The sequence below is a fragment of the Thalassospira lucentensis genome (assembly GCF_050516545.1).
GTDB classification, from domain to species: Bacteria; Pseudomonadota; Alphaproteobacteria; order Rhodospirillales; family Thalassospiraceae; genus Thalassospira; species Thalassospira lucentensis_C.
In genome coordinates, this window is the sequence record NZ_CP191544.1 from 868,101 (window position 1) to 894,295 (window position 26,195).

24 protein-coding genes are annotated in these 26,195 nt (G+C 52.6%); 11 read left to right on the forward strand and 13 right to left on the reverse strand.

Translation table 11 applies throughout. The annotated features are described in order from the left end of the window. Positions 1–16: 16 nt before the first annotated feature. Positions 17–2,164, reverse strand: coding sequence for an RNA degradosome polyphosphate kinase (locus ACQ0MK_RS03975; RefSeq protein ID WP_430474914.1), 2,148 nt, complete (start codon positions 2,162–2,164; stop codon positions 17–19). A gap of 200 nt (positions 2,165–2,364) precedes the next feature. On the opposite strand from ACQ0MK_RS03975, the gene ACQ0MK_RS03980 reads away from it, so the two are divergent. From ACQ0MK_RS03980 to ACQ0MK_RS03995, 4 genes are all read left to right on the forward strand, one after another. Continuing rightward, a complete protein-coding gene (locus ACQ0MK_RS03980; protein WP_430474915.1) occupies positions 2,365–2,901 on the forward strand; it encodes a SixA phosphatase family protein in 537 nt (178 codons plus the stop codon). Between the two features lie 228 nt (positions 2,902–3,129). Continuing rightward, positions 3,130–4,917, forward strand: a complete 1,788-nt coding sequence (gene aspS / locus ACQ0MK_RS03985) for an aspartate--tRNA ligase (protein ID WP_430474916.1) — start codon at positions 3,130–3,132, stop codon at positions 4,915–4,917. Between the two features lie 166 nt (positions 4,918–5,083). Beyond that, positions 5,084–6,007 carry an SPOR domain-containing protein gene (locus tag ACQ0MK_RS03990; protein WP_430474917.1) on the forward strand — a complete coding sequence of 308 codons (924 nt, stop codon included), beginning with the start codon at positions 5,084–5,086 and terminating at the stop codon, positions 6,005–6,007. Further along, on the forward strand, positions 6,007–6,858 hold the full coding sequence (locus ACQ0MK_RS03995; protein WP_430474918.1) for an EipB family protein: 852 nt from the start codon (positions 6,007–6,009) through the stop codon (positions 6,856–6,858). The genes ACQ0MK_RS03990 and ACQ0MK_RS03995 overlap by 1 nt, the downstream gene beginning before the upstream one ends. Positions 6,859–6,944: 86 nt before the next feature. Here ACQ0MK_RS03995 and ACQ0MK_RS04000 read toward each other — a convergent pair. Beyond that, a protein-coding gene (locus ACQ0MK_RS04000; protein WP_430474919.1) for an IS3 family transposase occupies positions 6,945–8,155 on the reverse strand; the annotation gives its coding sequence in 2 pieces (ribosomal slippage) (positions 6,945–7,816 and positions 7,816–8,155; 1,212 coding nt in all). Positions 8,156–8,259: 104 nt separating this feature from the next. After that, complete coding sequence (locus ACQ0MK_RS04005; RefSeq protein WP_350043914.1) at positions 8,260–8,577, reverse strand: ArsR/SmtB family transcription factor; 318 nt, start codon at positions 8,575–8,577, stop codon at positions 8,260–8,262. 665 nt (positions 8,578–9,242) lie between these two features. Here ACQ0MK_RS04005 and ACQ0MK_RS04010 point away from each other — a divergent pair. From ACQ0MK_RS04010 to dxs, 5 genes are all read left to right on the forward strand, one after another. Further along, positions 9,243–10,172 carry a histone deacetylase family protein gene (locus tag ACQ0MK_RS04010; RefSeq protein WP_430474920.1) on the forward strand — a complete coding sequence of 310 codons (930 nt, stop codon included), beginning with the start codon at positions 9,243–9,245 and terminating at the stop codon, positions 10,170–10,172. Between the two features lie 161 nt (positions 10,173–10,333). Next, the gene (locus tag ACQ0MK_RS04015; RefSeq protein WP_430474921.1) at positions 10,334–10,597 is read left to right on the forward strand and encodes an exodeoxyribonuclease VII small subunit; all 264 of its coding nucleotides are present in this window, start codon (positions 10,334–10,336) and stop codon (positions 10,595–10,597) included. Positions 10,598–10,625: 28 nt separating this feature from the next. Continuing rightward, complete coding sequence (locus ACQ0MK_RS04020) at positions 10,626–11,522, forward strand: polyprenyl synthetase family protein (protein WP_350047124.1); 897 nt, start codon at positions 10,626–10,628, stop codon at positions 11,520–11,522. A gap of 32 nt (positions 11,523–11,554) precedes the next feature. After that, entirely contained in the window at positions 11,555–12,526 is a 972-nt protein-coding gene (locus tag ACQ0MK_RS04025) for an alpha/beta hydrolase family protein (protein ID WP_430474922.1), read from the forward strand. 100 nt (positions 12,527–12,626) lie between these two features. Next, positions 12,627–14,546: a 1-deoxy-D-xylulose-5-phosphate synthase gene (gene dxs, locus ACQ0MK_RS04030; RefSeq protein ID WP_430474923.1), complete on the forward strand. Its 1,920-nt coding sequence runs from the start codon at positions 12,627–12,629 to the stop codon at positions 14,544–14,546. Between the two features lie 116 nt (positions 14,547–14,662). On the opposite strand, the gene ACQ0MK_RS04035 is transcribed toward dxs, so the two are convergent. From ACQ0MK_RS04035 to dctP, 6 genes are all read right to left on the reverse strand, one after another. Continuing rightward, a complete protein-coding gene (locus ACQ0MK_RS04035; RefSeq protein ID WP_430474924.1) occupies positions 14,663–15,445 on the reverse strand; it encodes a glucose 1-dehydrogenase in 783 nt (260 codons plus the stop codon). 240 nt (positions 15,446–15,685) lie between these two features. Further along, positions 15,686–17,212 (reverse strand): malonate--CoA ligase, encoded by a 1,527-nt coding sequence (locus ACQ0MK_RS04040; RefSeq protein ID WP_430474925.1) that lies wholly within the window; start codon positions 17,210–17,212, stop codon positions 15,686–15,688. Between the two features lie 12 nt (positions 17,213–17,224). Continuing rightward, on the reverse strand, positions 17,225–18,541 hold the full coding sequence (locus ACQ0MK_RS04045; RefSeq protein WP_430474926.1) for a malonyl-CoA decarboxylase: 1,317 nt from the start codon (positions 18,539–18,541) through the stop codon (positions 17,225–17,227). Further along, entirely contained in the window at positions 18,541–19,857 is a 1,317-nt protein-coding gene (locus tag ACQ0MK_RS04050; RefSeq protein ID WP_430474927.1) for a TRAP transporter large permease, read from the reverse strand. The genes ACQ0MK_RS04045 and ACQ0MK_RS04050 overlap by 1 nt, the downstream gene beginning before the upstream one ends. A 12-nt stretch (positions 19,858–19,869) precedes the next feature. Then, positions 19,870–20,559, reverse strand: coding sequence for a TRAP transporter small permease (locus ACQ0MK_RS04055; RefSeq protein ID WP_350043904.1), 690 nt, complete (start codon positions 20,557–20,559; stop codon positions 19,870–19,872). A 111-nt stretch (positions 20,560–20,670) separates the two neighbouring features. Then, entirely contained in the window at positions 20,671–21,678 is a 1,008-nt protein-coding gene (gene dctP / locus ACQ0MK_RS04060; RefSeq protein WP_350159505.1) for a TRAP transporter substrate-binding protein DctP, read from the reverse strand. Positions 21,679–21,996: 318 nt separating this feature from the next. Here dctP and ACQ0MK_RS04065 point away from each other — a divergent pair, with 318 nt between their 5' ends. Together ACQ0MK_RS04065 and ACQ0MK_RS04070 are read left to right on the forward strand one after the other, a co-directional pair. Then, the gene (locus ACQ0MK_RS04065; RefSeq protein WP_430474928.1) at positions 21,997–22,674 is read left to right on the forward strand and encodes a GntR family transcriptional regulator; all 678 of its coding nucleotides are present in this window, start codon (positions 21,997–21,999) and stop codon (positions 22,672–22,674) included. Positions 22,675–22,739: 65 nt separating this feature from the next. Next, positions 22,740–23,480 (forward strand): TlyA family RNA methyltransferase, encoded by a 741-nt coding sequence (locus ACQ0MK_RS04070; RefSeq protein ID WP_430474929.1) that lies wholly within the window; start codon positions 22,740–22,742, stop codon positions 23,478–23,480. 33 nt (positions 23,481–23,513) lie between these two features. Here ACQ0MK_RS04070 and ACQ0MK_RS04075 read toward each other — a convergent pair whose 3' ends face one another. The 4 genes from ACQ0MK_RS04075 to ACQ0MK_RS04090 form a co-directional block, all read right to left on the reverse strand. Next, on the reverse strand, positions 23,514–23,942 hold the full coding sequence (locus ACQ0MK_RS04075) for a GlcG/HbpS family heme-binding protein (protein ID WP_430474930.1): 429 nt from the start codon (positions 23,940–23,942) through the stop codon (positions 23,514–23,516). A gap of 133 nt (positions 23,943–24,075) precedes the next feature. Beyond that, positions 24,076–24,543, reverse strand: a complete 468-nt coding sequence (locus ACQ0MK_RS04080) for a DUF2269 family protein (protein ID WP_430474931.1) — start codon at positions 24,541–24,543, stop codon at positions 24,076–24,078. 65 nt (positions 24,544–24,608) lie between these two features. Further along, positions 24,609–25,214, reverse strand: a complete 606-nt coding sequence (locus tag ACQ0MK_RS04085; RefSeq protein WP_350047113.1) for a TetR/AcrR family transcriptional regulator — start codon at positions 25,212–25,214, stop codon at positions 24,609–24,611. A 213-nt stretch (positions 25,215–25,427) separates the two neighbouring features. Continuing rightward, positions 25,428–26,042, reverse strand: a complete 615-nt coding sequence (locus ACQ0MK_RS04090; protein WP_430474932.1) for an intradiol ring-cleavage dioxygenase — start codon at positions 26,040–26,042, stop codon at positions 25,428–25,430. Positions 26,043–26,195: the final 153 nt, after the last annotated feature.

Consider the following 26,195-nt stretch of genomic DNA (forward strand, 5'->3'; position numbering starts at 1 on the left):
CTGCATCTTGTTGATATTAGTCATCAAGTTGCAGAACCGGGACATTCGGGTCCTCTTCGTTCAGGGCGCTTCCGCGACCTGACAAGGAAGGATTGGTCATAAAGTATTTGTGCGATGAAAAGGCGTTTTCATCTGCTTCGCACCGCTCATACGAGCCATCCGGCTGAAGGTGCCAAGCCTGCGCTGTATCTTTTAGATTTGCAATCATGATCTGTTCAATAATCTGGCGCTGACAGGTCGGGTTTTCAACCGGAACAAGGGTTTCAACACGGCGGTTCAAATTGCGCGGCATCCAGTCGGCAGACGAAATAAACGCCTTGGCTTTGCGCGAGGGCAATTTCGCACCATTGGCAAAGGCAACAATCCGCGAATGTTCAAGGAACCGGCCGACAATCGATTTGACCCGAATGTTTTCCGACAATCCCGGAACTCCCGGACGCAAACAGCAGATGCCGCGAATAACCAGCTCGATGTGAACGCCGGCCTGACTTGCGCGATAGAGGGCATCAATCACCACCGGATCGACCAGACTGTTCATCTTGGCCCAAATGCCCGATGGCTTGCCCGCGTTGCAATTTTCGATTTCCTGATCAATATGGGTCAGGATGGTCGGCCGCATGGTATGCGGGGCGATGGCGATTTTCTCAAGCGATCTTGGCGTGGCATAACCGGTCATGAAGTTAAAGATGCTGCCGGCATCACGTCCCAAGGCCGGATCGCACGAGAAGAACGAAATATCGGTATAGAATTTCGCCGTGATCGGGTGATAGTTACCCGTGCCAAAATGGACATAGGTCCGAAGCCCGTGGGTTTCGCGGCGGACCACCAACGATACTTTGGCGTGGGTTTTCCAGTCAAGGAAGCCATAAACCACCTGACAGCCAGCACGTTCAAGATCAGCCGCCCAGCGCAGGTTGGCTTCTTCGTCAAAGCGGGCTTTAAGTTCGACCATCGCAGTAACCGATTTCCCGGCCTCGGCCGCGGCAATCAGGGCTTTGACGATCGGGCTGTTTTCCGATGTACGGTAAAGCGTTTGTTTGATGGTCACGACATCCGGATCGCGCGCGGCCTGAAGAAGGAACTGCACCACCACGTCGAAATCTTCAAACGGATGGTGAACCACCAGATCCTTTTTACCGATTGCTGCAAAGCAATCCCCGCCAAAGTCACGGACCCGTTCTGGATAACGTGCGGCATAGGGGGCGAACAGCAAGTCGTGGTGCAAATCCGAATCAATAAGCTGTTTGACGTCAACAACGCCAAGCAGACCATCAACCTTGACGACTTCTTCGCGTGCGACATTAAGTTCGTCAATCACGAAGTCCAAAAGGTCTTCGGGCATTGCGGCATTGACTTTAAGCCGGATGATGTTGCCACGGCGACGACGTTTAAGCGCAGTTTTGAAAACGCGGACCAAATCTTCGGCTTCTTCTTCGATCTCAACATCCGAGTCCCGGATGACGCGGAAGAAACCATGCTCGATCATATCAAAGCCAGGGAACAGTTTGCCAAGATACAGCAAGATGGCCTGTTCGACCGGAAGATAGCGTTCATTGCGGCCCGGAAGGCGCAAGAATCGCCCGATTTTTTGCGGAACCGGGATCAGGCCGCGCATATTGTGACCATCGGCTGGATCAAACAGCTGCATCACAATGGCAAAGCCAAGGTTTGGAATGAACGGGAAGGGATGGGATGGGTCAATCGCAAGGGGGGTTAAGGTCGGGAAGATTTCGCGTAAGAAATAACCATCAAGCCATTTGCGATCCGTCTGGGTCAGATCGGACTGATCAATGACCGAGATACCCTTTTGTTCCATTTCGCTGCTGAGTTGACGCCAGACACGTTGCTGATCCTGCATCAACTGGTTGGCATCGAAGGTAATGGCGCGGAGCTGCTCGGACGGGCTCATGCCATCCTGGCTGACCTTGGACATGCCTGCACGTAGCTGTCCGATCAAGCCGGCGACACGTACCATATAGAATTCGTCAAGATTGCTGGCTGAAATCGACAGAAAACGCAGTCTTTCAAGCAGCGGGTGGCCCTTGTTCTGGGCTTCTTCAAGAACGCGATTGTTAAAAGCCAACCATGAAAGTTCGCGGTTGATAAAGCGGCTTTCCGAATCAAAAGTGATCGCGCTTGATTGAACTGCGGCGGCGTGTGTCACGCTATGCCTCCTGCGGATTGAGGGAATGTCTTTGAATTTACGCGACAGTTCCCGGTTACAAATGGAGTATAGGATAACTGGTTCTGTGGGTGCAATTTTCTTAAATTTATATGTCAGTTTTTCTGATGGCGTCCAAGCCCATGATATGGCATGGAAGAACACCGTTTGATCACCATTCGCGACTGTAAAGAAACGAAGACATGAAGACGCTGCTGTTACTCAGGCATGCCAAATCAAGCTGGTCCGACCCCGGACGAGCAGACCATGACCGCGAACTTAACCGCCGTGGTGAAAAAGCAGCCCCGTTTATGGGGCGGTTCTTGCGCCAACATGCATTGGTTCCAGACCTTGTCTGGTGCTCGACGGCTGCACGTGCGGTTCAGACACTTGGCCTGCTGGGGCGTGATTTTGCCAGCCATGCCGATGTGATCTATAGCCAAGACCTTTATATGGCCAGCGAGGCGGTCCATCTTGATAGTCTTCATCACACCCATGAAGATGCAAACTCCGTCATGATCATCGGGCATAATCCCGGGATCGAGAGTTTTGCCCAAAAGTTATTTGGCACTGGTGATCAAGAGGACCTTGCGGTGATGGGGCGCAAATATCCGACCTGTGGTTTGGCACATTTTGAATTTGATGTGGAAAACTGGACGGATATCGCATTTCAAACCGGCCGCCTGATCGGCTTCACCAAGGTCAAGGATCTGCAGGCCGTTAAAATCGGCGCAGAATGATTTGATCTTTCACACGACGGGCACTTGACGAGAAGCCCCCATAAGCGTTTTATACCGCTGAAATTTTGGACGCCGCGTTATGCTGGCCTGAAACACATTACAACGGAACGCCGGGATTTAAGCTTGGCGCGGATGTTGTGGTGCGTTTTTTTGTTTGACAGCGCGGGTCTGGCATGCACCTTTGCGGCCAAATTTACGGCCCAAAATATAAAGCAACCTGGAATGACAATGCATCCTTATCGCTCACACAATTGTAATGCGCTCCGCGCGACTGACGCTGATGCGGAAGTACGCCTGTCTGGCTGGATTCACCGTAAACGTGACCACGGCAACCTTCTGTTCGTTGACCTGCGCGACCATTACGGCATCACCCAGGTCGTCATCGACATCTCCAGCCCGCTGTTTGAAACGCTTGATAAAGCGCGCGCTGAAAGCGTGATCACGGTTGATGGGAAGATTGTCAAACGTACTGCGGAAACCATTAACCCGAATCTGCCGACCGGCGAGATCGAAGTTTACGCATCAAACATCGAAGTTCAGTCTTCGGCAGACGTTCTGCCGATGCCGGTCTTTGGCGATGTTGAATATGGTGAAGAAGTTCGCCTGCGTCACCGTTACCTTGATCTGCGTCGCGAAAGTGTGCATTCAAACATCGTTCTGCGTTCGAACGTCATTTCGGCAATGCGCCAGAAAATGACCGCTCAGGGCTTCCTTGAAATTCAGACACCGATCCTGACAGCAAGTTCGCCAGAAGGTGCGCGTGACTTCCTGGTTCCGTCGCGGACCCATCCGGGCAAGTTTTATGCGCTGCCACAGGCACCGCAGCAGTTCAAACAGCTTCTGATGGTTTCAGGGTTTGATAAATACTTCCAGATCGCACCGTGCTTCCGTGATGAAGACGCGCGTGCGGATCGTTCACCGGGCGAGTTTTATCAGCTTGATTTCGAGATGGCTTTTGCCACTCAGGAAGACGTCTTTGCCGCGATCGAACCGGTTCTGCATGACATCTTTGTCGAGTTTGGCGGTGGTCGTGATGTCACGCCATTCCCGTTCCCGCGTATTCCGTTTGATGAATCGATGGCGAAATACGGGTCGGACAAGCCTGATCTGCGTAACCCGCTGATCATCTCGGACGTTACCGAGCCGTTCCGTGGTTCAAGCTTTGGCATCTTTGCATCGAACATCGAAAAAGGTTCGGTCGTGCGCGCCATCCCGGCAACGGGTGCAGCAAATCGTCCGCGCAGCTTCTTTGATAAGCTCAATTCATGGGCGCGTGATGAAGGTGCGGCAGGTCTTGGTTATATCGTCTTTGCCGAAGGCGGCGAAGCAAAAGGCCCGATTGCCAAAAATCTTGATGCAGAGCGTATCGCACAGATCAAGGAAATCACCGGTGTTGCCGATGGCGATGCCGTGTTCTTTGTCTGTGACAAGGAACTGGCAGCAGCCAAATTTGCCGGTAAAGTTCGTGACAAGGTGTGTGACGAACTTGAACTGCGCGAAGACGGCATGTTCAAATTCTGCTGGATCGTTGATTTCCCGATGTTCGAGGAAGACGACGACGGCAAGATCGAGTTCAGCCATAACCCGTTCTCGATGCCGCAAGGTGGCCTCGACGCACTGGAAAACATGAACCCGCTTGATATCAAAGCATGGCAGTATGACATCGTTTGTAACGGTATCGAGCTGTCATCGGGTGCCATTCGTAACCACCGTCCGGACATCATGTACCGTGCGTTCGAAATTGCCGGTTATGGCAAGGAAGTGGTCGAGGAACAGTTTGGTGGCATGCTTAACGCGTTCAAATTCGGCGCCCCGCCGCACGGTGGTTCGGCCCCGGGTGTTGACCGTATCGTCATGTTGCTGGCCGATGAGCCAAACATTCGCGAAGTCATTGCCTTCCCGCTGAACCAGCAGGCACAGGATTTGATGATGAATGCCCCGGCCGTTGTCGAAGACAAGCAGCTTAAAGAATTGCACCTGCGGGTGCAGCTGCCGCCAAAAGCGAAAAAAGACTGATTTGACATTGGTCATTGGCCAAAGCCAGTAAAGAAACAAACGGTCCGGTTTTTACCGGGCCGTTTTCTTTTGTCCCGGTTCTGGCCCTGATGCTTACCTAATATTAACCGCCATTGTCGCACAGTGCCTTGGAGATCATAAAATTTATCCTTCGGGGGAAGGCCTTGTGAAAAAGATACTTGTTGTGCTGGCACCTTTGGCCCTTAGCGCATGTGGTGGACCGATTGAGCTTACGGTTGCCAAACTGGCAGGCGATTTGATCAGCTATGTCACGACAGGCAAAAGCACAACCGATCATGCCGTTTCCTTCGTCGCAGAACAGGACTGTGCCTTACACCGCCCGTTTATGGACGAAGATATCTGCAAGGATGAAGATACAATCCTTGCGGAAGAACCCGCAGCATTGGCCGACTTGGGCGCACCGGAAATCAAGAAAGAAATTCGTGCTGCCCGTCCTGAAATTTACGCGGTGAACGCACCGGCTGAAAACTGGTCACGCCCGGAAAATGGCGCTGCGAAGGTTATCGTAAAGACCGATTTGCCGCCGCGCGCACCGGTTGCCGAGGCTAAACCTGTTGAAGTTGCCGCTGCGACCGAACAATTTAATGCCGATGAAATTGGGGTTTATGGCGCTGAGATCAGCAGCGTTCCTGATCCACAGGGCGAAGCAGACGCTGCGATTGCGGGCTATGTCCCGGACGACAAGATCGCCCCGAAAAAACAACCCGAAACGGTCACAGCGGCATTGGTTGATACGACGGTGATGACCGACGATGTTGATCAGTTTGTCACCCCAATTGATGTTAAGGCCGATGGTGATGGATTGGCCGGGGATGTTTTGAGCACCCCGCTTCCGGGTGATTACGTTGTGCTGGCAAGTTTTTCTAATCAGGTGCGGGCGCAAAAGGCCCTAGCACTTTATGAGGAATACCAACCGCGTCTTTTGGATGCAAAGGTTGCCGGACAGGCGTATCTTCGGGTTGCTGTTGGTCCGCTTTCGGCCCAGCATGCACATGATCTGCGCCTTCTTGCTGCCAAAAAGGGGATCAAGGATCCCTGGATTGTCGGAGTTGCCGCCACCGGAGAGTGATGTTGTCGGTTTTGTTTCAGAAGATTGAAGTCGGTCGGCGTTCCTTTGCAGGGACGCTGATCTTGTGTTTGGGTCTGAGCGGATGTGCCGCGCAGGCAGGTAATGTTTCAAGCATTGATGATGTGATGGTCCCGCATGTCGGGGAATATCACTTTAAAATGGTCAATGCCGAGCAGGGCAGCTCGATTGTTGATGCATCCGGGGTGCTTGGCTATCGCTTTGAGAAGATGTGCGATGGTTGGGTTACGGAAATGCAGCAGATCATGATCTTGCAAGGTGCCGAAGGGACTGCGATCAATTCAGCCTATTCCATGACCCAATGGGAAGACTTCGCCGGATCGCAATACCGTTTCCGCATGCGTGATTATCTTGATGGCACCAAAGTAGACGAGATTGTCGGATCGGCTGTTCGTAACGACGATGGCGTGACGGTGACCTATGAAATCCCGGTCGAAGTGGTCGAAGAACTTCCCGCCGATACAATGTTCCCGACCCAGCATTCGACCATGTTGCTTAAACGTGCACAGGCGGGCGAGAAGTTCGCCAATGATCTGGTGTTTGATGGCAGTGGCGAAACGCCGACCAATCGCATTGCTGCGGTCATTTCGGGGGCAAAGGATGCGGCGACGTCTGCGGATGACCCCGACAAAATCGCATCGACACAATTTCATCGCATGAGTTTGGCATTTTATCCGATTGGCGAGGCGGAAAATGGTCCGTCAACCGAGATGGCCGTTGATTTCGGCGCGAATGGTGTCGCGCATAGTATGCGTTTTGACTATGGCGAATTCGAAGTTCTGGGAACCCTTGATAAGGTTTCGGTGTTGCCGCAACCGGAATGCGGTTCATAGGATCATTGCCCTGACGAACAGTCGGGGTCGGGATTTAATGTGCCGTCCTAAAATACGTTGACGGTTTTACTTGAGCCAGCGGATGATCATCCGCTGGCTTTTTGATGCACATTTTCTGGAGTTTGCATTTCCAGAGAGATGTGCGGTCGGATGGTATTGTAAGTATCAACGGCCTCTTTGACCAGTTTACGGAGATCCTCGAAAGTTTTGCACCGGTGTAAGAGGAACTCCTGTTTGAGAATACCGTTCATGCGCTCGGCCAAGGCATTCTGATAACAATCATAGCCATCGGTCATTGACGGTGTAATTTGATGTTTTCTCAACACCTCCTGATAACAGCCTGAACAATATTGGAGCCCCCGATCAGAATGGTGGATCAGCGGCTCTTTGGTGATCCGGTTTTTGATTGCTTGCTTCAAGGCTCCGACAACCTCAGAAGCGGCCATGCTGTGGCTCAGCACATGCCCCATGATCTTGCGCGAGAAGGCGTCTGTCACCAGTGACAGATAATGCACACCTTCATCACTCTCGATATAGGTGATGTCGCTGACAAACACTTGCTCAGGGCGGCTTGGCTTGTGCCCTGCCAACAGGTTCGGATGCTTTCTCATCCAGTGTTTGCTGTGGGTGGTTTTGGTGTAATTCTTTCGTGGCTGTACCAGAAGACGATGCTCTCTGAGCCAGTCAAACAAACGGTCACGCCCCATCTTGATGCCAAGACGACGCAAGTCATCCTGCAGCAAATGATAGAGTTTACGTGCGCCAATCCGGGGCATATGCTGGCGCAAGCGCATGACGCAATCATAAAGTGGTGCGAGCTGTTCCTGTCGTCGGCAACGGCGTTGCAACAACTGGTAAACCGACTGCCTTGAAAGACCAAAACATCGACAGGTCCGGCTCAGACTGACTTGCCCTTGCGCCTGTAATGTTCTCGCAGTTCGGATAAGTACTTTTTTCGCAGACCCGCTCCATATTCCTCATCCATGATGGTGATCATGCCATCCATCACCATGACGCGGATCCGTTCGTCTTCAAGCTCCCTTTCAAGGCGCTTGATCTTCTGTTCAGGCGTTTCTTTCAATGGGGACATGGCTTTGTGCCTCGTTGTCGACCAGTCAAGCTTACCATGTTTGCGCAACCACTTCAGGACAGTACTACGGCCCTGTATGCCATACCGCATCTGTGCCTGCTTGTAGGTCATTTCGCCCTTTTCGACCTGATCTACAACAGCCAGCTTAAAGCCCATATTGTAATCACGTTGTGTGCGCTTACGGCGCTCTATGCCTGACATCGACATTGTCATCTCCTATAGGTGACAACGTATTTCAGGACGAGACATAACCACAAAAAAAGCCTGCCACGGATGGCAGGCTTTTTTTGTGGGGAAAATACCCTGATGATTTACGCAGCAGCGGCTTCGTTGGTGGACTGGCAATACAGCGCATAAAGTGTCTTGATGACACATAATGCCTGATCGCCATGCAACGAATAATAGATGGTCTGTGCTTCGCGGCGCGTTTTGACAAGTTTGTCACGACGCAGGCGTGCAAGATGCTGCGAAAGGGCAGACTGGCTCAGCCCGACAATGCGTTCGAGTTGGCCAACGGACTTTTCGCCTTCGATAAGTTGGCAAAGAATTAGCAGTCTGCTCTGATTGCTCATGGCCTTTAACAGGGTGCTCGCCTGTGGGGCCTTTTGTTCTAAATGGTTAAGTTCCATTTGGCTTCCTTATTAAGCCTGACCGCGTACGGCCATTGTCCCAATGAAAATCCGACATTTGCTGTTTGATCCTATTTCAAGAAATAATGATCTCGCAGCGGGAATTCCATCCTTCATATAACCTGAAAGGTTGTGGCTCTTGAATCTCCCGAACTCTGATGGCCGGGTAGATGTGTTATTCTCAAGTATATGCCGGTTCTGTCAAGTATAGTCTTTATAAGCGACAGTTCCATGATGGTCTGTGGTCTGGTTGAAATCCCACTTTTTTGTCGAGTTTTCGTCCAAATACCAGAGTATTATCTGGTAGTTCCGAGTTTGTAAGTACCCCAACTAATTGCAGGGTTTAAAGGTAATTTTGCGCCAAATTAAGGGCAAAATATGATCAAGCCTGCTTGCCATGCTGTTGCGCGGTAAGTTGACCGATTGCTAATACATAACACTGAAAAAACGGCAAAACTGTGCAAGTCATCACAGCAATTGGTAATTTACACCCTAAAGAGATTTCCAAAATTCCTGCCAAAGCACTTGCAGCATCCCTGTTTGATGTGATGATTTAGAACAAAGCAGCATGCCTTATGGTGTGTTTAAAATGAAAAAGCATTCAAATAAGTGCGCGGCACATAAACCAGATTGCTTTGGTAATATCAGGAAGGCGGCCCAGATAAATGGCGACATTGTTCGTGACCCATCACGATTGCGTTGAACATGATACCGGTCCCGGCCACCCAGAATGTGCTGATCGGTTGCGCGTGATACAACGCGTGCTGGAGGCCGAAGAATTCATGTTTCTTCATCGCGAAGAAGCCCCTTTGGCCGATATAGACCTGATTAAAAAGGTCCATGACCCGGCCTATGTCGACAAGGTCATGGATGCCATTCCGGGTCACGGGATTAGCGCACTTGATGGCGATACATATGTTTCGCCAAAATCGGGAAAGGCTGCATTACGTGCGGCGGGTGGGGCCTGTATTGCGGTTGATGCGGTGATTGATGGCCATGAACGCAATGCCTTTGTCGCAACACGCCCACCGGGCCATCATGCGGAATATGACCGTGCGATGGGGTTTTGCCTGTTTAACAATGCGGCGGTCGCCGCCCATCATGCCCGCGCCCGCCATGGGCTGAAACGGATCGCCGTGATGGATTTTGACGTTCATCACGGCAATGGCACGCAGGATCTTTTTTATAACGATCCCGACCTTTTTTATTGTTCGACGCATCAATGGCCGCTTTATCCCGGAACGGGGGCGGAAACCGAACGGGGATGTGCCAATAACATCCTTAATATCGGGCTGGTCTCAGGGTCAGGGACGGCTGAGCTACAAGACGTCTTCACCCAGACTGTTCTGCCGGGAATCGCCGCGTTCAAGCCGGAACTTTTGATCGTTTCTGCCGGGTTTGATGCCCATCGATGCGACCCATTGGCCGGGTTGTCGTTTGAAACAGAAGATTTCGTCTGGATGACCCAGCAATTGATGGCCTTGGCCGATCAGCACTGTGAAGGCCGGTTGGTCTCCCTTCTTGAAGGGGGATATGACTTACCATCTTTGGCCAACAGTGTTTTGCATCACGTGCGCACGCTTATGACGGGCTAGGTCCTGTCCCTGACGACCGGCAAATGAAAACGGAGCAGTTTGTTTTCAGAAGGTTGGGGGCAAAATAAAGATTGTTTCAGAGTAAGGAATTCCGCTCTGTCTGGTTGCCCTGATCGGGACTTGCGCGTAAACTCCGCGCCATTCAATGAAATGGAGCTTACATGTCCGAGGCTACTTCATCTTCTACCATCCCCGACGATATCGCAAAACTCAGCTTTGAAGAGGCATTGGGGCAACTTGAAACCCTTGTCCGTCAGCTTGAACAGGGGCAGGTTGGGCTTGATGATGCGATTGCATCCTATGAACGTGGTGCCGCACTGAAACGTCACTGTGCAGACAAGCTGCGCGTGGCTGAAGAGCGCATTGAAAAAATTACCCTGAATGCGGATGGCCGCCCGGCAGCAACGCCGACTGAAATCGAATAGGGCTTTGGCCTGTTAACTTGCGGAGACCGTGGTGAGTTACGACCTGCTTGCCGGACTGAGTGCTGCGTCTGCTGATCTTGGCGAGACACTCGACGATATTTTACCACGTGCCAATGGCCAGATTGAGCAACGCCTGTATCAGGCGATGCGCTATTCTACGCTTGGCGATGGCAAACGACTGCGCCCGTTTCTGGTGTTAAGTTCGGCGGGACTTTTCAAAGTGTCACGCCGATCTGCACTGCGCGTTGCAGCAGCCGTTGAAATGGTCCACAGCTACTCGCTGATCCATGATGATCTGCCGGCGATGGATGATGATGATCTCAGACGCGGCAAGCCAAGTTGCCACAAGCAATTTGACGAGGCGACGGCGATTCTGGCCGGCGATGCGCTTTTAACGCAAGCCTTCGAAGTGCTGGCCGATGAAGATACCCATCCTGATCCGCGCGTCTGTACCGATCTTGTGCGCGCCCTTGCGCGGGCTGCTGGCCCGCATGGCATGGTTGGCGGGCAGATGATCGATCTGGCGGGCGAAGGCCAGTCATTTGATCAGGCACAGGTGACCCATTTGCACCTGCTTAAAACCGGTCGGATGTTTGCCTTTGCCTGTGAAGCAGGCGCGATTTTGGGCAAGGCGCCCAAAAGCATTCGCATGGCGCTGCGATCTTATGCCCATGACATGGGGTTGGCGTTCCAGATCAAGGATGATTTGCTTGATGTTGAAGCCAGTTCCGAAGAACTTGGCAAGACCGCAGGCAAGGATGTTGATCAGGATAAATCAACGTTTGTTAAATTGCTGGGACTTGATCAGGCCCGTGATCAGGCGGCAATGTTGTGTGATCAGGCGATCAATCATCTTGGCTGTTTCGATAACGAGGCGGAGCCGCTGCGTGCCGTTGCACGTTTTGTTGTCGAACGCGGCCGATAAGCCCATCATCCTCACAGTCAAAGCGTCCCACAATGACTGAACAACCAAAATACACAGCCGGTTTTCGCGACCGGCTGTTTGACAAAGACCCGTTTCCCTTGGCGATCTGGTATCCGGCAAATGTGCCCGAAAAACCAGTTCGCCATATGGGCGTAGCATCGGGTGCGGCACGCAATGCGCCGTTTGCCAAGGGAGAAGGTCCATTTCCAATCGTGATGTTTTCGCACGGATCCGAAGGCCATCGGTTCAATCAGTTCTGGTTGGCGGAATATCTGGCACGGCGGGGGTATATCGTTGCGGCCCCACAACATGCCGGTGACAATTACCTTGATGCATCCGATGCACGGCAATTGGCGATCATTGAACGCCGCCCGCGTGAAATGCGACTTGCGCTTGATTTGCTGTTGGATCACAGCGAAATCGCCGATCAGACTGACCGCGCTAAAATCTATGCGCTGGGGCATTCCGCAGGCGGGGCGACTGTTCTTAAAATGGCCGGATGGGATTTTGATGCCCAAGCTTGGCAAAGTTATTGCGCGGTAAATGCCGACACTGACAAGGTAATTTGCCAGTTTTCGCCATCAGATGATCACATTGATCAGTTACATCAGACCTATGGCGGGCCGGTAATTTCTGAACGTGATGACCGGATTGCCGCGATCATTGCCATCACACCGGCATTTGGCGTGGCGGCAACCGATGAGGGGCTGGGCAATGTTGATGTGCCGATGTTGTTTGTCGAGGCGGACACAGACGAAATCCTACATGATCACGTCAACGCGGCACATTTCCGTAACCTTTTGCGCGGGCGGGCAAAATTCGTGAAGGTTAAAGGTGCCGGGCATTATTCATTCTTGCCAAAATGCACCCCATATATTGCGGAGAATTTCGGGTATTTATGCCGGGATTTCGGTCAGGATCGGGATGTGATTCACCGCACGGTCGAGCAGGTCATCCATCGTTTCCTTGATCGCGTAAAAACAGGTGAAATTCAGGGTCGCTAATTCGATTGAACCCCGCTATTTTACGCAGCTTGCAACATGGACTTGGAAACGTCACCCTGTTGTCATCAAAGTCCTATAAAAATTGAAAATTGAGATCGATATGACTGCGACCTCCAAAACCCCGCTATTGGATACGATTAACACCCCTGACGAGCTGCGCAAATTGCAGCCTGCCCAGATGAAGCAGGTGGCAGACGAACTGCGCGCCGAGGTGATTGATGCGGTATCTGTTACTGGTGGCCATTTGGGTGCGGGGCTTGGTGTTGTCGAACTGACAGTTGCGATCCATTACCTGTTTGATACCCCGTCTGATCGGTTGATCTGGGATGTCGGGCATCAATGCTATCCCCATAAAATCCTGACCGGGCGTCGTGATCGTATGCGGACCATTCGTCAGGGTGGCGGGCTTTCGGGTTTCACCAAACGCAGCGAATCCGAGTATGATCCGTTTGGTGCGGGCCATAGTTCGACTTCGATCTCGGCGGGTCTTGGCATGGCGGTTGCCAACCAGCTTTCCAATGGCAAACGCAAAAACGTCATTGCCGTGATTGGCGATGGATCGATGAGTGCAGGCATGGCCTATGAGGCCATGAACAATGCCGCGGCCACTGATCAGCGTTTGATCGTGATCCTGAATGACAACGATATGTCGATTGCCCCGCCGGTGGGCTCCATGTCGGGGTATTTGTCGCGTCTTATTTCCGGTAAGGGCTATCAGGGTTTGCGCAATGCGGCCAAGGGCCTGACCAAACATCTGCCGCGCCAGATCGAAGAAGCCGCACGTAAACTTGAAGAATATACCCGTGGCATGGTCACGGGCGGGACGCTGTTTGAAGAAATGGGCTTCTTCTATGTCGGGCCGATTGATGGTCACAACATGGATCATTTGTTGCCGGTTCTTAAAAACGTGCGCGATGCCGATGTTGATGGCCCGATCCTGATCCATGCGGTGACGCAAAAGGGCAAGGGATATGGTCCGGCTGAAAATGCTGCCGATAAATATCACGGCGTTGCCAAGTTTGATGTCGTCACCGGCAAGCAGGCCAAGCCGACCCCGAATGCGCCAAGCTACACCAAGGTGTACGGCGAAACATTGGTCAAGCTGGCTGAGAAGGACGAAAAAGTCACCGCGATTACGGCTGCTATGCCTTCGGGGACCGGTGTAAACATCTTTGCCGATCATTTTCCGGATCGTGCCTTTGATGTCGGGATTGCTGAACAGCATGCTGTGACCTTTGCGGCCGGTATGGCCTGCGAAGGATATAAACCGTTCTGCACGCTGTATTCGACCTTCTTGCAGCGTGGATATGATCAGGTTGTGCATGATGTTGCCATCCAAAACCTTCCGGTGCGGTTTGCTATGGACCGTGCGGGGTTGGTGGGTGCGGATGGCGCGACCCATGCCGGGGCCTATGACATTGCCTATCTTGGCTGTTTGCCGAACTTTGTTCTGATGGCGGCGGCTGATGAGGCCGAGTTGGTGCATATGACGACAACCGCCTGGGCGATTGATGATCGCCCAAGTGCGTTCCGTTATCCGCGCGGTGAAGGTGTTGGTGTTGAAATGCCGACCGAAGGCCAGGTTCTTGAAATCGGGAAGGGCCGCATCCTGCGCGAAGGGGGCAAGATCGCTATTCTGTCCTATGGTACACGACTGGCCGAAGCCCTTTTGGCGGCAGAAGACCTTGCTGCGCGCGGGCTCCCGGCAACGGTTGCCGATGCGCGATTTGCCAAGCCGCTGGATCATGAATTGATTGCCGATCTTGCGCGTAACCACGAAGTCCTGATCACCATCGAAGAAGGATCGATCAACGGTTTCGGCGCGATGGTTCTGCAACATATGGCGGGGCAGGGGCTTTTGGATAACGGGCTTAAAATCCGCACCATGGCATTGCCAGATATGTTGATGGATCATGACAAGCCGGAAATTCAGTATGAAAAAGCCGGTCTTGATGCCAAGGCGATTGTCAAAACCGCCCTTGGGGCATTGGGCATTTCCGAAAGCAAGGCGCGCGCCTGATCCTGATTGCTTGTAGATTTGACGGCCTTAGAAGTTAAACAGCGCAGATGGTTCATCTGCGCTGTTTTTGTATGGCCGGGTTAGGGCTGCGCACTATTGCCAACAGCAATAGGGTCTTAATTAGCGTAAATCATCTTATGCGTCATCCCACCATCAATACGGATGGTTTCGCCGGTCATGAAGCCGGACATTGCCGGATCAAGCAGGAAACTTACGGCCTGTGCGATATCGTTTGGTGTGCCGATGCGCCCGACCGGGTGCTGTGATTTGTCGATATCGCTGTGGTCGGGGTCTGTTTGGTTTGCCGATTTTTGCCAGTCGCCGACTTCGATCCAGCCCGGTGCGATGGCATTCACCCGTATTGCCCCGGAAAGACTGACCGCCAATGCGTGGGTCAGGGCAACAATTCCGCCCTTGGACGCGGCATAGGATTCCGTATCGGGTTCTGATTGAAATGCGCGGGTCGAGGTGATGTTGACAATAGCACCCTTGGTCTGGCGCAAATGCTGGGTTGCGTGCTTGGTCACCAGAAACACCCCGCCCAGATTGACATTGATCACGCGCTGCCACTGATCCCATTCAAGATGTTCAATGCTGCCCGAATGCGGATCGGCAATACCGGCATTATTGACAAGACCATCAATCCGGCCAAAGCGATCAACGGTTTGCTGTATGGCAAGCTTGACGGAGGCTTCATCGGACACGTCGCCGTGTAAGAAAAGTGCGCGGTCCTGCTGTGCATCGGTCAGCGACTTTCTCGCTTCGCCCCCGGCTTCTTCATCAAGATCAAACAGGGCCACACGCCAGCCAAGATCAAGAAGATGCTTTGATATGCCAAGGCCCACGCCCTGTGCCGCCCCGGTTACAAAAGCGACCCTTTGATCAGACGCATTGCTCATATCTGTCCCGTTCATTCACGTTATATGCATTTGGAAATAGCCATATGGCCAATCTTGGCAAAAATGGTCTGGTTCAGGGGCGATTGCAATGGGCAAGGGGAAGCAGCAAGGCGATGGAATGGTTTTGGGGGCCACGCAGTAGACAAAAAAAATCCGGTCAGATCGGCTCTGACCGGAAGGTTGGGTCCAAAGACCCTGTGGGTGCTGCCGGCAAGGCAGCGGGAGATTAGCTACATCTCGTTATGCAGCAGGGGAGGTAAACGTATCGGCATACAGTTTGCGCAATTCTGCCTTCTGGATTTTACCCATGGTATTGCGCGGCAATTCCTTGATCACCCAGATGCGTTTGGGAACCTTGAATTTTGCCAGTTTGTCCTGGGTTCTTTTGATCAGTGCGTCGGTATCGGTCTGATCACCGTTTGTCGCCACAATCACGCCAGCAACGGCTTCGCCAAAGTCGGGGTGTGGCAGGCCAAAGATCGCAACTTCCTGAACTTCGTCGTACTCGCCAATGACTTCTTCGACTTCTTTTGGATAGACGTTAAAGCCACCCGAAATGATCAGATCCTTGTCACGGCCAACGATGGTGACATAGCCGTCTTGCCCGATGGTTGCGAGATCGCCTGTGATAAAGAACCCGTCATCGCGGAATTCCGATGCGGTTTTTTCCGGCATCTGCCAATAGCCCTTAAAGACGTTCGGGCCACGGACTTCAAGAACACCGATTTCACCAGCCCCAAGAACGTTGCCGTCCTTGTCACAGACGCGGGCCTCAATCCCCGGAAGGGTCGGGCCAACCGCACCCGGACGACGTTCGCCGTCATAAGGGTTGGACGTGTTCATGCAGGTTTCGGTCATGCCGTAGCGCTCAAGGATCTTATGTCCGGTGCGTTCAAAGAACGCATCGTGGGTTTCGGCCAAAAGCGGGGCGGAACCCGAAACGAACAACCGCATGTTAGCGGTAACATCCTTGGTAAAGCCGGGATGCGACAGCAGACGGGTATAGAAGGTCGGAACCCCCATCAGGACCGTTGACTGTGGCAGACGTTCAATCACATCATCGGCATCAAATTTCGGCAGCAAGATCACCTTGCCACCATTCATCAGCATGATGTTGATCGCAACAAACAGGCCGTGCGTGTGGAACAGCGGCAATGCATGAAGCAGCGTGTCACCGGGTTTGAAACCCCATGACGCATGCAATGTTTTGGCATTGGACGCCAGATTGTTGTGGGTCAGCATCGCGCCCTTGGAACGGCCGGTCGTGCCTGACGTATAAAGGATCGCGGCAACATCGTCTTTATCCGCAGCAATCACATCAACCATTGGCGCAATCGATGCAGCCTGATCGTTCAGGCTGCCATCCCCGTCGGTGCCAAGCGACAGGACGGCCCCGACATTGTTCTGACGACCCAGTTCCAAGGCTGCATCAATGTTGGCAGCACGGCAGACAAAAACGCGCGGTGCCGCATCACCAAGGAAATAGCCAATTTCATCGCCGGTATAGCCGGTATTGAGCGGCAGGTGCGCCGCACCGACTTGCAGGCAGGCAAGATAAAGCGCAATCACATCGGATGATTTGTCGACCTGTGCGGCAACCCGGTCCCCCTTGATCACACCATGCGATGCAAGAACAGCGGCATAACGGCCTGTGCGGTCCAAAAGCCATTCAAAACTGCGTTCGGTACCATCACGTTCAATAAGGAACGTCTCGGATTTATCGGCCGGAAACCGGTCCAGAAAAGTTTGAAAAAGATTATCTGACATGGTCATACCTACTTAAATACCGGCAAGCTGTGCGACGGATTTCGATGTTGCAACCTTTCCGTCATTCATCAGCGCTTCGTGATTTTTCTCAATATAGTCAAGGTGGTAGGCATAATTGACCATCATGCCACCGGCTTGGCGCAGACCTTTGTCCGATGTGTCACCCAACCAGTTCAGCCGTTCAAGCTGTGCACCATTGCCAAGATGGAACCGTGCGGTGGGATCAAGTGGCGATTTGCCGCGCTTACATGTCGCAAGATAGGTGGCACACAAGGCAACCGTCGGCTTGCGCAGGGCTTCGACCTTTTCCGGATCGTTGATCCAATCTTCGTTGCTTAGTCCTTCAAGAACCTCGCCCGCAAGATCGGCGTCATCGGCCTTGCTTTTCTGACGGGTGCGCAACCAGCCCATAAAGCCCGGGATTGGCGACAGGGTGGCGAATTCTTTAAGCTGCGGGAATTCGCGTTTGAGTTCTTCGACGACCTGTTTGATCAGGAAGTTGCCAAATGAAATCCCCTTAAGCCCGGCCTGACAGTTGCTAATGGAATAGAAAATCGCGGTCTTGGCTGTCTTCGGTGCTTTTTCGTCAATTTCCGGCGCAAGAAGGGCCTGAACACTGTCCGCCAAACCATGCACCAATGCGACTTCAACAAAGATCAGCGGATCATCGGGAATGGCCGGGTGGAAGAAGGCAAAGCATTTCCGGTCCGTTGCCAGACGGCGACGCAAATCATCCCAGCCCTGAATTTCATGAACTGCTTCATAGCGGATCAGTTTTTCAAGAACGGCGGCGGATGTATCCCAATCAATATGACGAAGTTCGAGAAAGCCACGGTTAAACCAACTGGTCAGCAGATGCTGCATATCGGCATTCAATGGTTCAAGATCACGATTGGTTTTCAAAAGACCAACCAGTGTTTCGCGCATATCGACAATTGCCCGCGTCCCGTTCGGGGCCATGTTGATCCGGCGCAACAGTTCCTGACGCACAGGTTCCGATGCGTGGGTCAGGACCGCCAGATTGGGTTCTGACGGGTCTTTGGCGAATGCTTCGGCTGCCTTGATGACGGTCGCGCGATTTGCGCTAAAGTCATTCTGGATCATCTGGAAGAAGCGAAGATGATCCTTTTCCGGCAGGTTTTCCCACAGGCGGACCACTTCACGGGCGACTGCCGTGCCCCTTGCTTCGCCCTTTTGCGAAACAAGGTCTTTGCACATGGCAACCAGTTGCGTGAAGGGTTCCTGCGGGGTGGAAATTGGCAGATCAAGGAGTTCCCGACCACGGTCGGCAATACTTGAAATCCAGCTTCTGACAGAAATGCCTGACATTAGCGTCCTCCAATAACCGTTTCAGGAAGCCAGGTCGCGATTTGCGGGAAGAAGCAAAGAACGATAATGGCAACCACCATGCACATCACATAGGGCATCGCACCTTTCAGGATGCTTTGCAGACGGATGTCCGGGGCAATCCCGTTAATCACATACAGGTTCAATCCAACCGGGGGTGTGATCAGGCCGATTTCCATATTGATGGTCAGGATGACGGCGAACCAGTATGGGTCAAATCCGGCATTAATGATCACCGGAAGCAGGATCGGCGCACTCATCAGGATCACGGCAACCGGTGGCAGGAAGAAGCCACTGATCAGCAAGAACAGATTGATGAAGCCCATCAGGACCCAGCGGTTGACATCCAGCATCGAGATCCACTGTGCAATCGACTGGGTAATGAACAAAGATGACAGCATGTAACTAAACAGGCCCGCTGCACCAATGATCAGAAGGATCATGACCGATTCTTTGGTGGTGTCGCGCATGACGTTCCACAGCTGTCCCGGCTTCCACATGCGATAAACAATCATCGCTGTGATCAGGCAGAACAGGGCACCAACGCCAGCCGTCTCGGACGGGGTCGCAACGCCGCCATAAAGGGCAAACAAAACCGCACCGATGATGACAAGGAATGGCAACACACGTGGAAGGATTTCAAATTTTTCCTTCCAGCTATATTTGACAGCACTGAGCGCGCCTTGCGCATTGCCCTGACGCCAGGTCGAATAAAGCGACCAGGCCATGAACAGTGCCGTCAACATTAGTCCGGGCAACAGACCGGCAAGGAACAGACGCCCGATCGATGTTTCGGTAGAGATACCATAGACAATCATGGTGACACTTGGCGGGATCAGAATGCCAAGTGTGCCGCCTGCGGCAATTGATCCGGCCGCAACCGTATCGGGGAAGCCGCGTTCACGCATTGCCGGGATACCCATTTTACCAATGGCCGCACAGGTTGCAGGTGAGGAACCCGAAAGGGCCGAGAAAATTGCACAGGCGCCAAGGTTTGAAATCACCAAACCACCCGGAACGCGGGTCAACCAGCGATCGAGCACGGAATAAAGATCTCCCCCCGCCCGGGAGGAGGCAACAACCGCCCCCATCAGGATAAACATCGGGATGGCGAGAACTTCGAAACTTTCAAGCTTACCAAACAGGATTTCTGGCAGAAGCGGCAAAGAACCGGTGCCATCAAAGACGATGATAAAGCCAAGGCTTACCAGTAGAAGGCCGATGCCAACAGGGATGCCAGAAAACAGAACAAGAGTGGTTGCGATGCCAACGATGGCCGCAAGAAGCAAGGGATCCATGGTGCGGCCTCCTTAGAATGCGTCGTCACGCAGATCGAACGGCGTCGACCGGCGGGTGATCAGGGACAGGAAATCGGCAAGGAACTGTAAAAACAGCAAACCAAAACCGATGGGCAAAGCAGCATATGGTTTCCACAAAGGCACAGCCCAGATGGTTTCGGAAAGCCAACCACCTTCAAATGCCTCGACAACCAATTCCAAACCATAGAAGGCAAACAGGGCGCTGATCCCCATGCCACATAGCAAGGTCACAACGGCCAGTGTCATGCGGGCCGTGCTTTTAAGATACAGCGGCAAAAGATCGACATTCACATGCCCGCGGATCAACTGAACATATGGCAGGCCAACAAGTGTGGCGCCAATCATCATGAAAATAACAGCTTCGGTCTGCCAGACGGTGGAGGCATTCAGCACATAGCGCATGAAGACCAACTGGCAAATGACCAGCATTGCCAAGGCAAACATCGCAGCAGCGGCAACGCCGCAAACTCTTGACGCAAAATGAATGGTGGCAATGAACGTATCAAGCGGCCCTTTGGGCGGTCGTCTACGATCTTCTGCCTGTGCATCTTGCGGATCGATCGGCTCGACATCCGGTGGGGGCGGCATATCGGATTTAACGGAATGCGACGCACTTGGTGTCTGCGCGAAATCATCGGGCAGATCAATCGGAAGTGTGTGCGGGGACATGGCGTTCGACACGCGCGTACTCCTCTGACGGAACCGTATTGTTCTGTTTGTTTATAGTCTTTGGGAAATGATGGGGTGGTGCCGGATCGTCCGGCACCACCATCAAATCACATCACGGACGGATCACTTGACGGCAAGTGCCATATCAAGAAGTTCCTGACCGTTCGGGGTTTCTTCGACGAACTTCTTATAAGAAGTTTCCATGGCAAGTTTCTGCCATTCGGCGAAGTCCTCGTCGCTCAATTCTGCGATTTCAACACCGTTTTCTTTAAAGACTGCGATGCTGTCAGAATCCTGCTTGCTGCCTTCTGCGGTGTAATAGGCTTCTGCCTTTTTCGCAGCTGCTGCCAACGCTTCTTTTTGTGCGTCGTTCAGGTTGTCATAGCTTTTCTTCGACATCAGAACCGGCTGATACATGAACCACAAAGCATTGCCTGCGGCCGGAGTATAGCATTTTACCTGTTCGTAGATACGATAGGAAACAAAGCTAGACGAGCTTGTGTTGGTCGCGTCAAGAACGCCGGTTTGCATTGCTGGATAGATTTCCGAGCTTGGCATTGCAGCGATCGATGCGCCTGCGCCTTCAAGCATCTGCTCAAAGGATTTACCTGCCGCACGAATCTGCAGGCCTTTTACGTCTGCAGGCTTGCGGATGCAGCCTTTGGTCGATGCAAAGCCACCTGCGAGCCAGCCTTTGGCAACCGTGACAACACCGTCTTCGTGCAGGAGTTCTTCAATTTTCTCCATGAACGGAGATTCGTTGATGCGGTTTGCATGGTCGTGGTTTTTAACCAGGGCTGGCATCAAGGTCAGGTTGGTGGCTGGTACGCGACCACCGGCATATGCCAGCGGGTAAACAATCATATCAAGCTGGCCACGTGTCATCGGGGTCCACTGTTCCTTCGCCTTGAACAGGGAGCCTGACGGGAAAATCTGAATTTCCAGATCGACATTGGCGGCCTTGACTTCGTCGGCAACGATCTGTGCAACTTTGTGACGGATGTCACTGGTTGACCACTGATGCGACAGCTTCAGTGTTTCGGCTTGTGCCGATACAGACATGCCAAAAGCAGCAACAGACATGGTAATGGCGGCGACGGACGCCGTAAGGGTCTTCTTGAAAGTCTTCATCTTTTCCTCCCGGATGAAGCATGTGTTTTAGAGGCACATTTAAAAGCTTTTACGCGTCTTTTTATTGATGCGGTTTTCGCATTGGATGAAAGCGTTACAGATTTCTGGCATGCTGTCTATGCAATTTTGTATACCAGAAATGCGTTTTGCAGTGCCACAAGACGTATCATCAGTATTTGCCTACACATATTGGGAAACTGCGACTGAACTTTTGCAGCGCAATACAAAAACAGTGCGAAGCAGCGAGGAAAAGGCTTTGATCAGTACCAGATAATGTGTTCTGGTATACCAGTAAATGGATGCGAAATGAGGGCGTTTATGGCGCAGACTGGAAAGCTTGCCACCGATTTGGTGCAAAAACTTGAACGCGACATTGTGACCGGTGTTCTTAAACCGGGGGACAAGCTTGACGAACGTTCGCTGAGCGAACGGTTCGGAGTTTCGCGGACTCCCGTGCGCGAAGCTTTACAAACGCTTGCCAGTTCCGGACTTGTCGCAACCATGCCACGGCGCGGAACCATTGTTGCATCTATCACGGTGGGGGAATTGATCGAGATGTTCGAAGTCATGGCGGAACTTGAAGCCATGTGCGCACGTCTTGCTGCGCGTCGGATGCCGCGTGTTGATATTGATAATATGATTGCACTGGCCAATGAATGCAGTGCGCTTCAGGAACATTCTGATGCGGATGCCTATTACGAGGCGAATGTAAGTTTCCACGAAGCAATTTATGCCGGATGCCGCAATAGTTTCCTTGAACGTCAGACCAAAAACGTCCGCAACCGCCTTGCACCTTATCGTCGTCTACAACTTCATCGTCCGGGACGTGTGAAGCGTTCAAACAATGAACATGCCGATATCCTAAGTGCCATCGCAAACGGCGAAGCCGACACCGCAGGGACCTTAATGCATCAGCATGTCGCGGTTCAGGGCGAGGCCCTTAATGATCTTCTGGCCATTGTCCCGCGCGGCTATCTGGAGCCTTTGGCGAGCTGATTTATCCTTCAAAAACCTGTCCTAAAGCACGTGACCTTTTTTCGATGGTGCGCTAAAACGCAGTCATGGCAAAGAAACGTTTAGATCAGTTGCTTGTGGAGCGTGGATTGGTGGAAAGCCGGTCCAAGGCGCAGGCATTTATAATGGCGGGTAATGTCTTTAGCGGCGAACAGCGGCTAGATAAGCCCGGACTGCAGTGCAAAGAAGACATTGCAATTACCGTGCGCGGGCAACCGCATCCATGGGTGTCGCGTGGTGGGTTAAAGCTTGAAAAGGGCTTGGCCGAATTTGCAATTGATGTCACCGGGTTTGTCGGTGTTGATGTTGGCGCATCAACAGGTGGCTTTACCGATGTCTTGTTGCAAAACGGTGCGGCAAAGGTTTTTGCCGTGGATGTCGGGCAGGGGCAGCTTGATTGGAAATTACGTAATGATGATCGCGTGATCGTCATGGAAAAAACCAATGCCCGTCACCTTACCGAAGAAGATATTCCTGATCCGATTGATATCGTTGTCTGTGATGCCAGTTTCATTGGCCTTCGCACCGTTCTTCCGGCCAGTTTGGCGCGGGTAAAGGATGGCGGGCATGTGATCGCATTGATCAAACCGCAGTTTGAAGTCGGCAAAGAACGGGTTGGTAAAAAAGGCGTGGTTCGCGAACCGGAGCTTCATCAAGAAGTCTGCGACACGATTTCCGAATGGCTTGGCAGTTTGCCGGGCTGGGAAGTTTTGGGCATCACCAAAAGCCCGATTACCGGGCCAGAAGGCAATGTGGAATTTTTGATCTGCGGGCGGAAATCGGCCTGAATATAGGCCAATTTCCGAGGTCCTGCTTAGAGCTTACTTGCCGATTTTCTTCATGAAGAAATCAATCCCGGCCTGTGCGCAATCCTGATCCTGTGGCGGGGTGCCGGAACTAACCCCGATACCACCAACACATTCACCGTCAACAAAGACCGGAAGGCCACCGGCAACGATGGAAAGTCGACCACCAATCTCGGAATCGATGCCATAAGCCGGTTTGCCCGGCTGTGCGGCGGCGGCATATTCGTGGGTCGCTTTGCGCGCACCTGATGCGGTAAAGGATTTGTCCTGTGCAATCGTGGTGCTGGTGACCTTGCCGCCATCCATGCGTTCAAAGGCGATCAAAACCCCGGATTCATCGGTGATGGCGATACACATGGGAATGCCGATTTCAGTGGCACGGTTGCGTGCGCCTTCAATCAGGATATAGGCATCGTCAATCGACAGGCGTTTGATGGTCAGCATAGGACGTCTCCCAAGGGATGGTTAAATTAAGTTGGCGGCATCTTATGGGCCCTGCCAAAGAGTGATCAATCAGATAAAACGTCTTTCCGCATGGTGGAACGTTTGCCGATATGTCTGGGGGACGTCCGATTCCCTAACGATAGATCATGAAATAAAGTGCACCCATCGGCAGGAGAACCGCTGTGATCCCGATAATGTTCCAAAGCTTGCGGCATTTCTCATAGCTTTGCGGCATTTCGGTTTCACCTTCATTGACGGCCCGTTCTGCAAGCTTGGACATGTAAATCTGCAGCGGAAGCAATCCGGTAATCCAAAGGACTGCTGCCATGCCAAACAGGCTGATGCTGATTGTCAGATGTGGCGCATCGGTAAGAGCAATGCCTGTTGCATGAAACAATCCAATGCCGCCAATCACAATCAGTGCCGAGCCAAGGGCGGTAAAAAGCAAATCGGTCATGTTCACCAAGCGACAGGCAAAGGCGATAATCACCGGGTTTTTGGTGAGGTCGGCCTGCATTTTCCAGACGGCGGATACAATGATATTGCCAAGGAAAAGGACGACACCAAGAACGTGAATGAACTTAACAGTGAAATATTCCATCAGATGGTCCCGCCTGAAAGACAGCAGATTAGGGTGAGGGGAGAATGGTGCCGTCGTTTAAGGGCCTATGCTCCGGTCGGTGCGGTCAGGTCTTCTTCAAGAAGGCCAAGAACAAAGCTTCCAAGGTCCTGATCGGCAGGTGGCACGATCATGCCATCAATCACAAGCATCGCAATGCCGTGTGCGCGGCTCCAGGCGGCCAAGGCCCGGTTATAGGCGGTGGCGGCTTCGGTCAGGGTCATGTCGGCTTTGCGGTCTACCGAGGTCACAGCGCGTTGAAGCACGTCGAATGCGTTATCAGCCGCATCGCGTAATTCCGGGTATTGATCAAGGGGCGGGCGTTCGCGGCCAAAGATAAGGCGAAAATGCTGAGGATGCTCGACCGCAAAGGCGACATAGGCGGCCCCCAGTTTCATGATGCGTTCTTCGTGGCTTTCGATGGCCTCTGCGACGGCTTCAAGCTGTTCGGCAAAGCGTTCAAAGGCGGAAATCGCCACTGCCGCTAAAATGCCATCCTTACCGTCAAAATGACGATAAGGTGCTGCTTCTGAAACCCCGGTCATGCGGGCCAGTCGGCGCAGGGAAAGGCCGGTCGGGCCTTCCTTGGTCAGGATGGTTTCTGCTTTTTCCAGCAGCACATTACGGACGTCACCGTGATGGTATTTCCCCATAAGCTCGCATCTCGTTTTTCTTATGTTAACTTTGTTAACATTAACGCGAGACATCTCAGGTTTCAAGGATAAATTTCTACGAAATGTCGTTATCCGGACATGAACTGGACATGCAAACACTTGATCTGCCGAGTGTTGGCAGATCAAAGCTTGGCGATAAGTGACATGATTGGGCAGGGAGGGACCTAATGCGGTGGGCTGGCCAAAGTGCTGTCAGGACAGGATAAAATCAAACCGGCCAATTTCCCCGTCACTGGCTTTTTCGATTTTCATCATAAGCGCGTCATTGAACAGGAAGTCCCGTTCATTGCGCGGTTCATCGGGAAAGTAAAGCTGGGTGGTCAGGGTATTGTCCGGTGGTGTGTGAATCTTTACGTGGTAGTGGGGCGTGCGGCCGCCATATTCGGCCGGGCGAATGGTTTCAAAGTAATAGCGGCCCAGTGCATCAGTCTTCTGATAACCGCGCAGTCGGAAACCGCGATTGTCATAGTCGCCATCGGCATTGGCATGCCAAAGATCGACAATCGCATTGGCAACCGGCAGGCAATTGGTGGTCAGAACAAAACCGATCAAGGTTATGGGTGTTCCGTTGGCATCGGGCCGGAAATCACGCTTTTCAGGTGGATTGTCGCTATAGAAGGGGCCTTCGGTGCTTGAACGTGTCGGGCCGCTGTCGGTCCCGCAATTGGGGGTGGCAGGCAGTTTGGCGTCATTTCCCTGTGCAACCGGGGCCAGGATCGTGCTTCCGATGGCAGCAGACCCCGCGGCAAGCCAGCCCTTAAGAACCGCGCGTCGCGACAATAACGATAGATCCGTTCTGGGTGACATCAATGCCGCATCCTTCCCCGTTGCAAGGGACATTCTGTTTAAACCCTAACCCTAGAGATATCGCAAAACGCTGACGTGGCAAGTCTGTGTGCCGGAAAAGCCACTAGCATCTACAAAGGCGCCGCCCCGGGGACAGGGCGGCGCAGTTGGTTC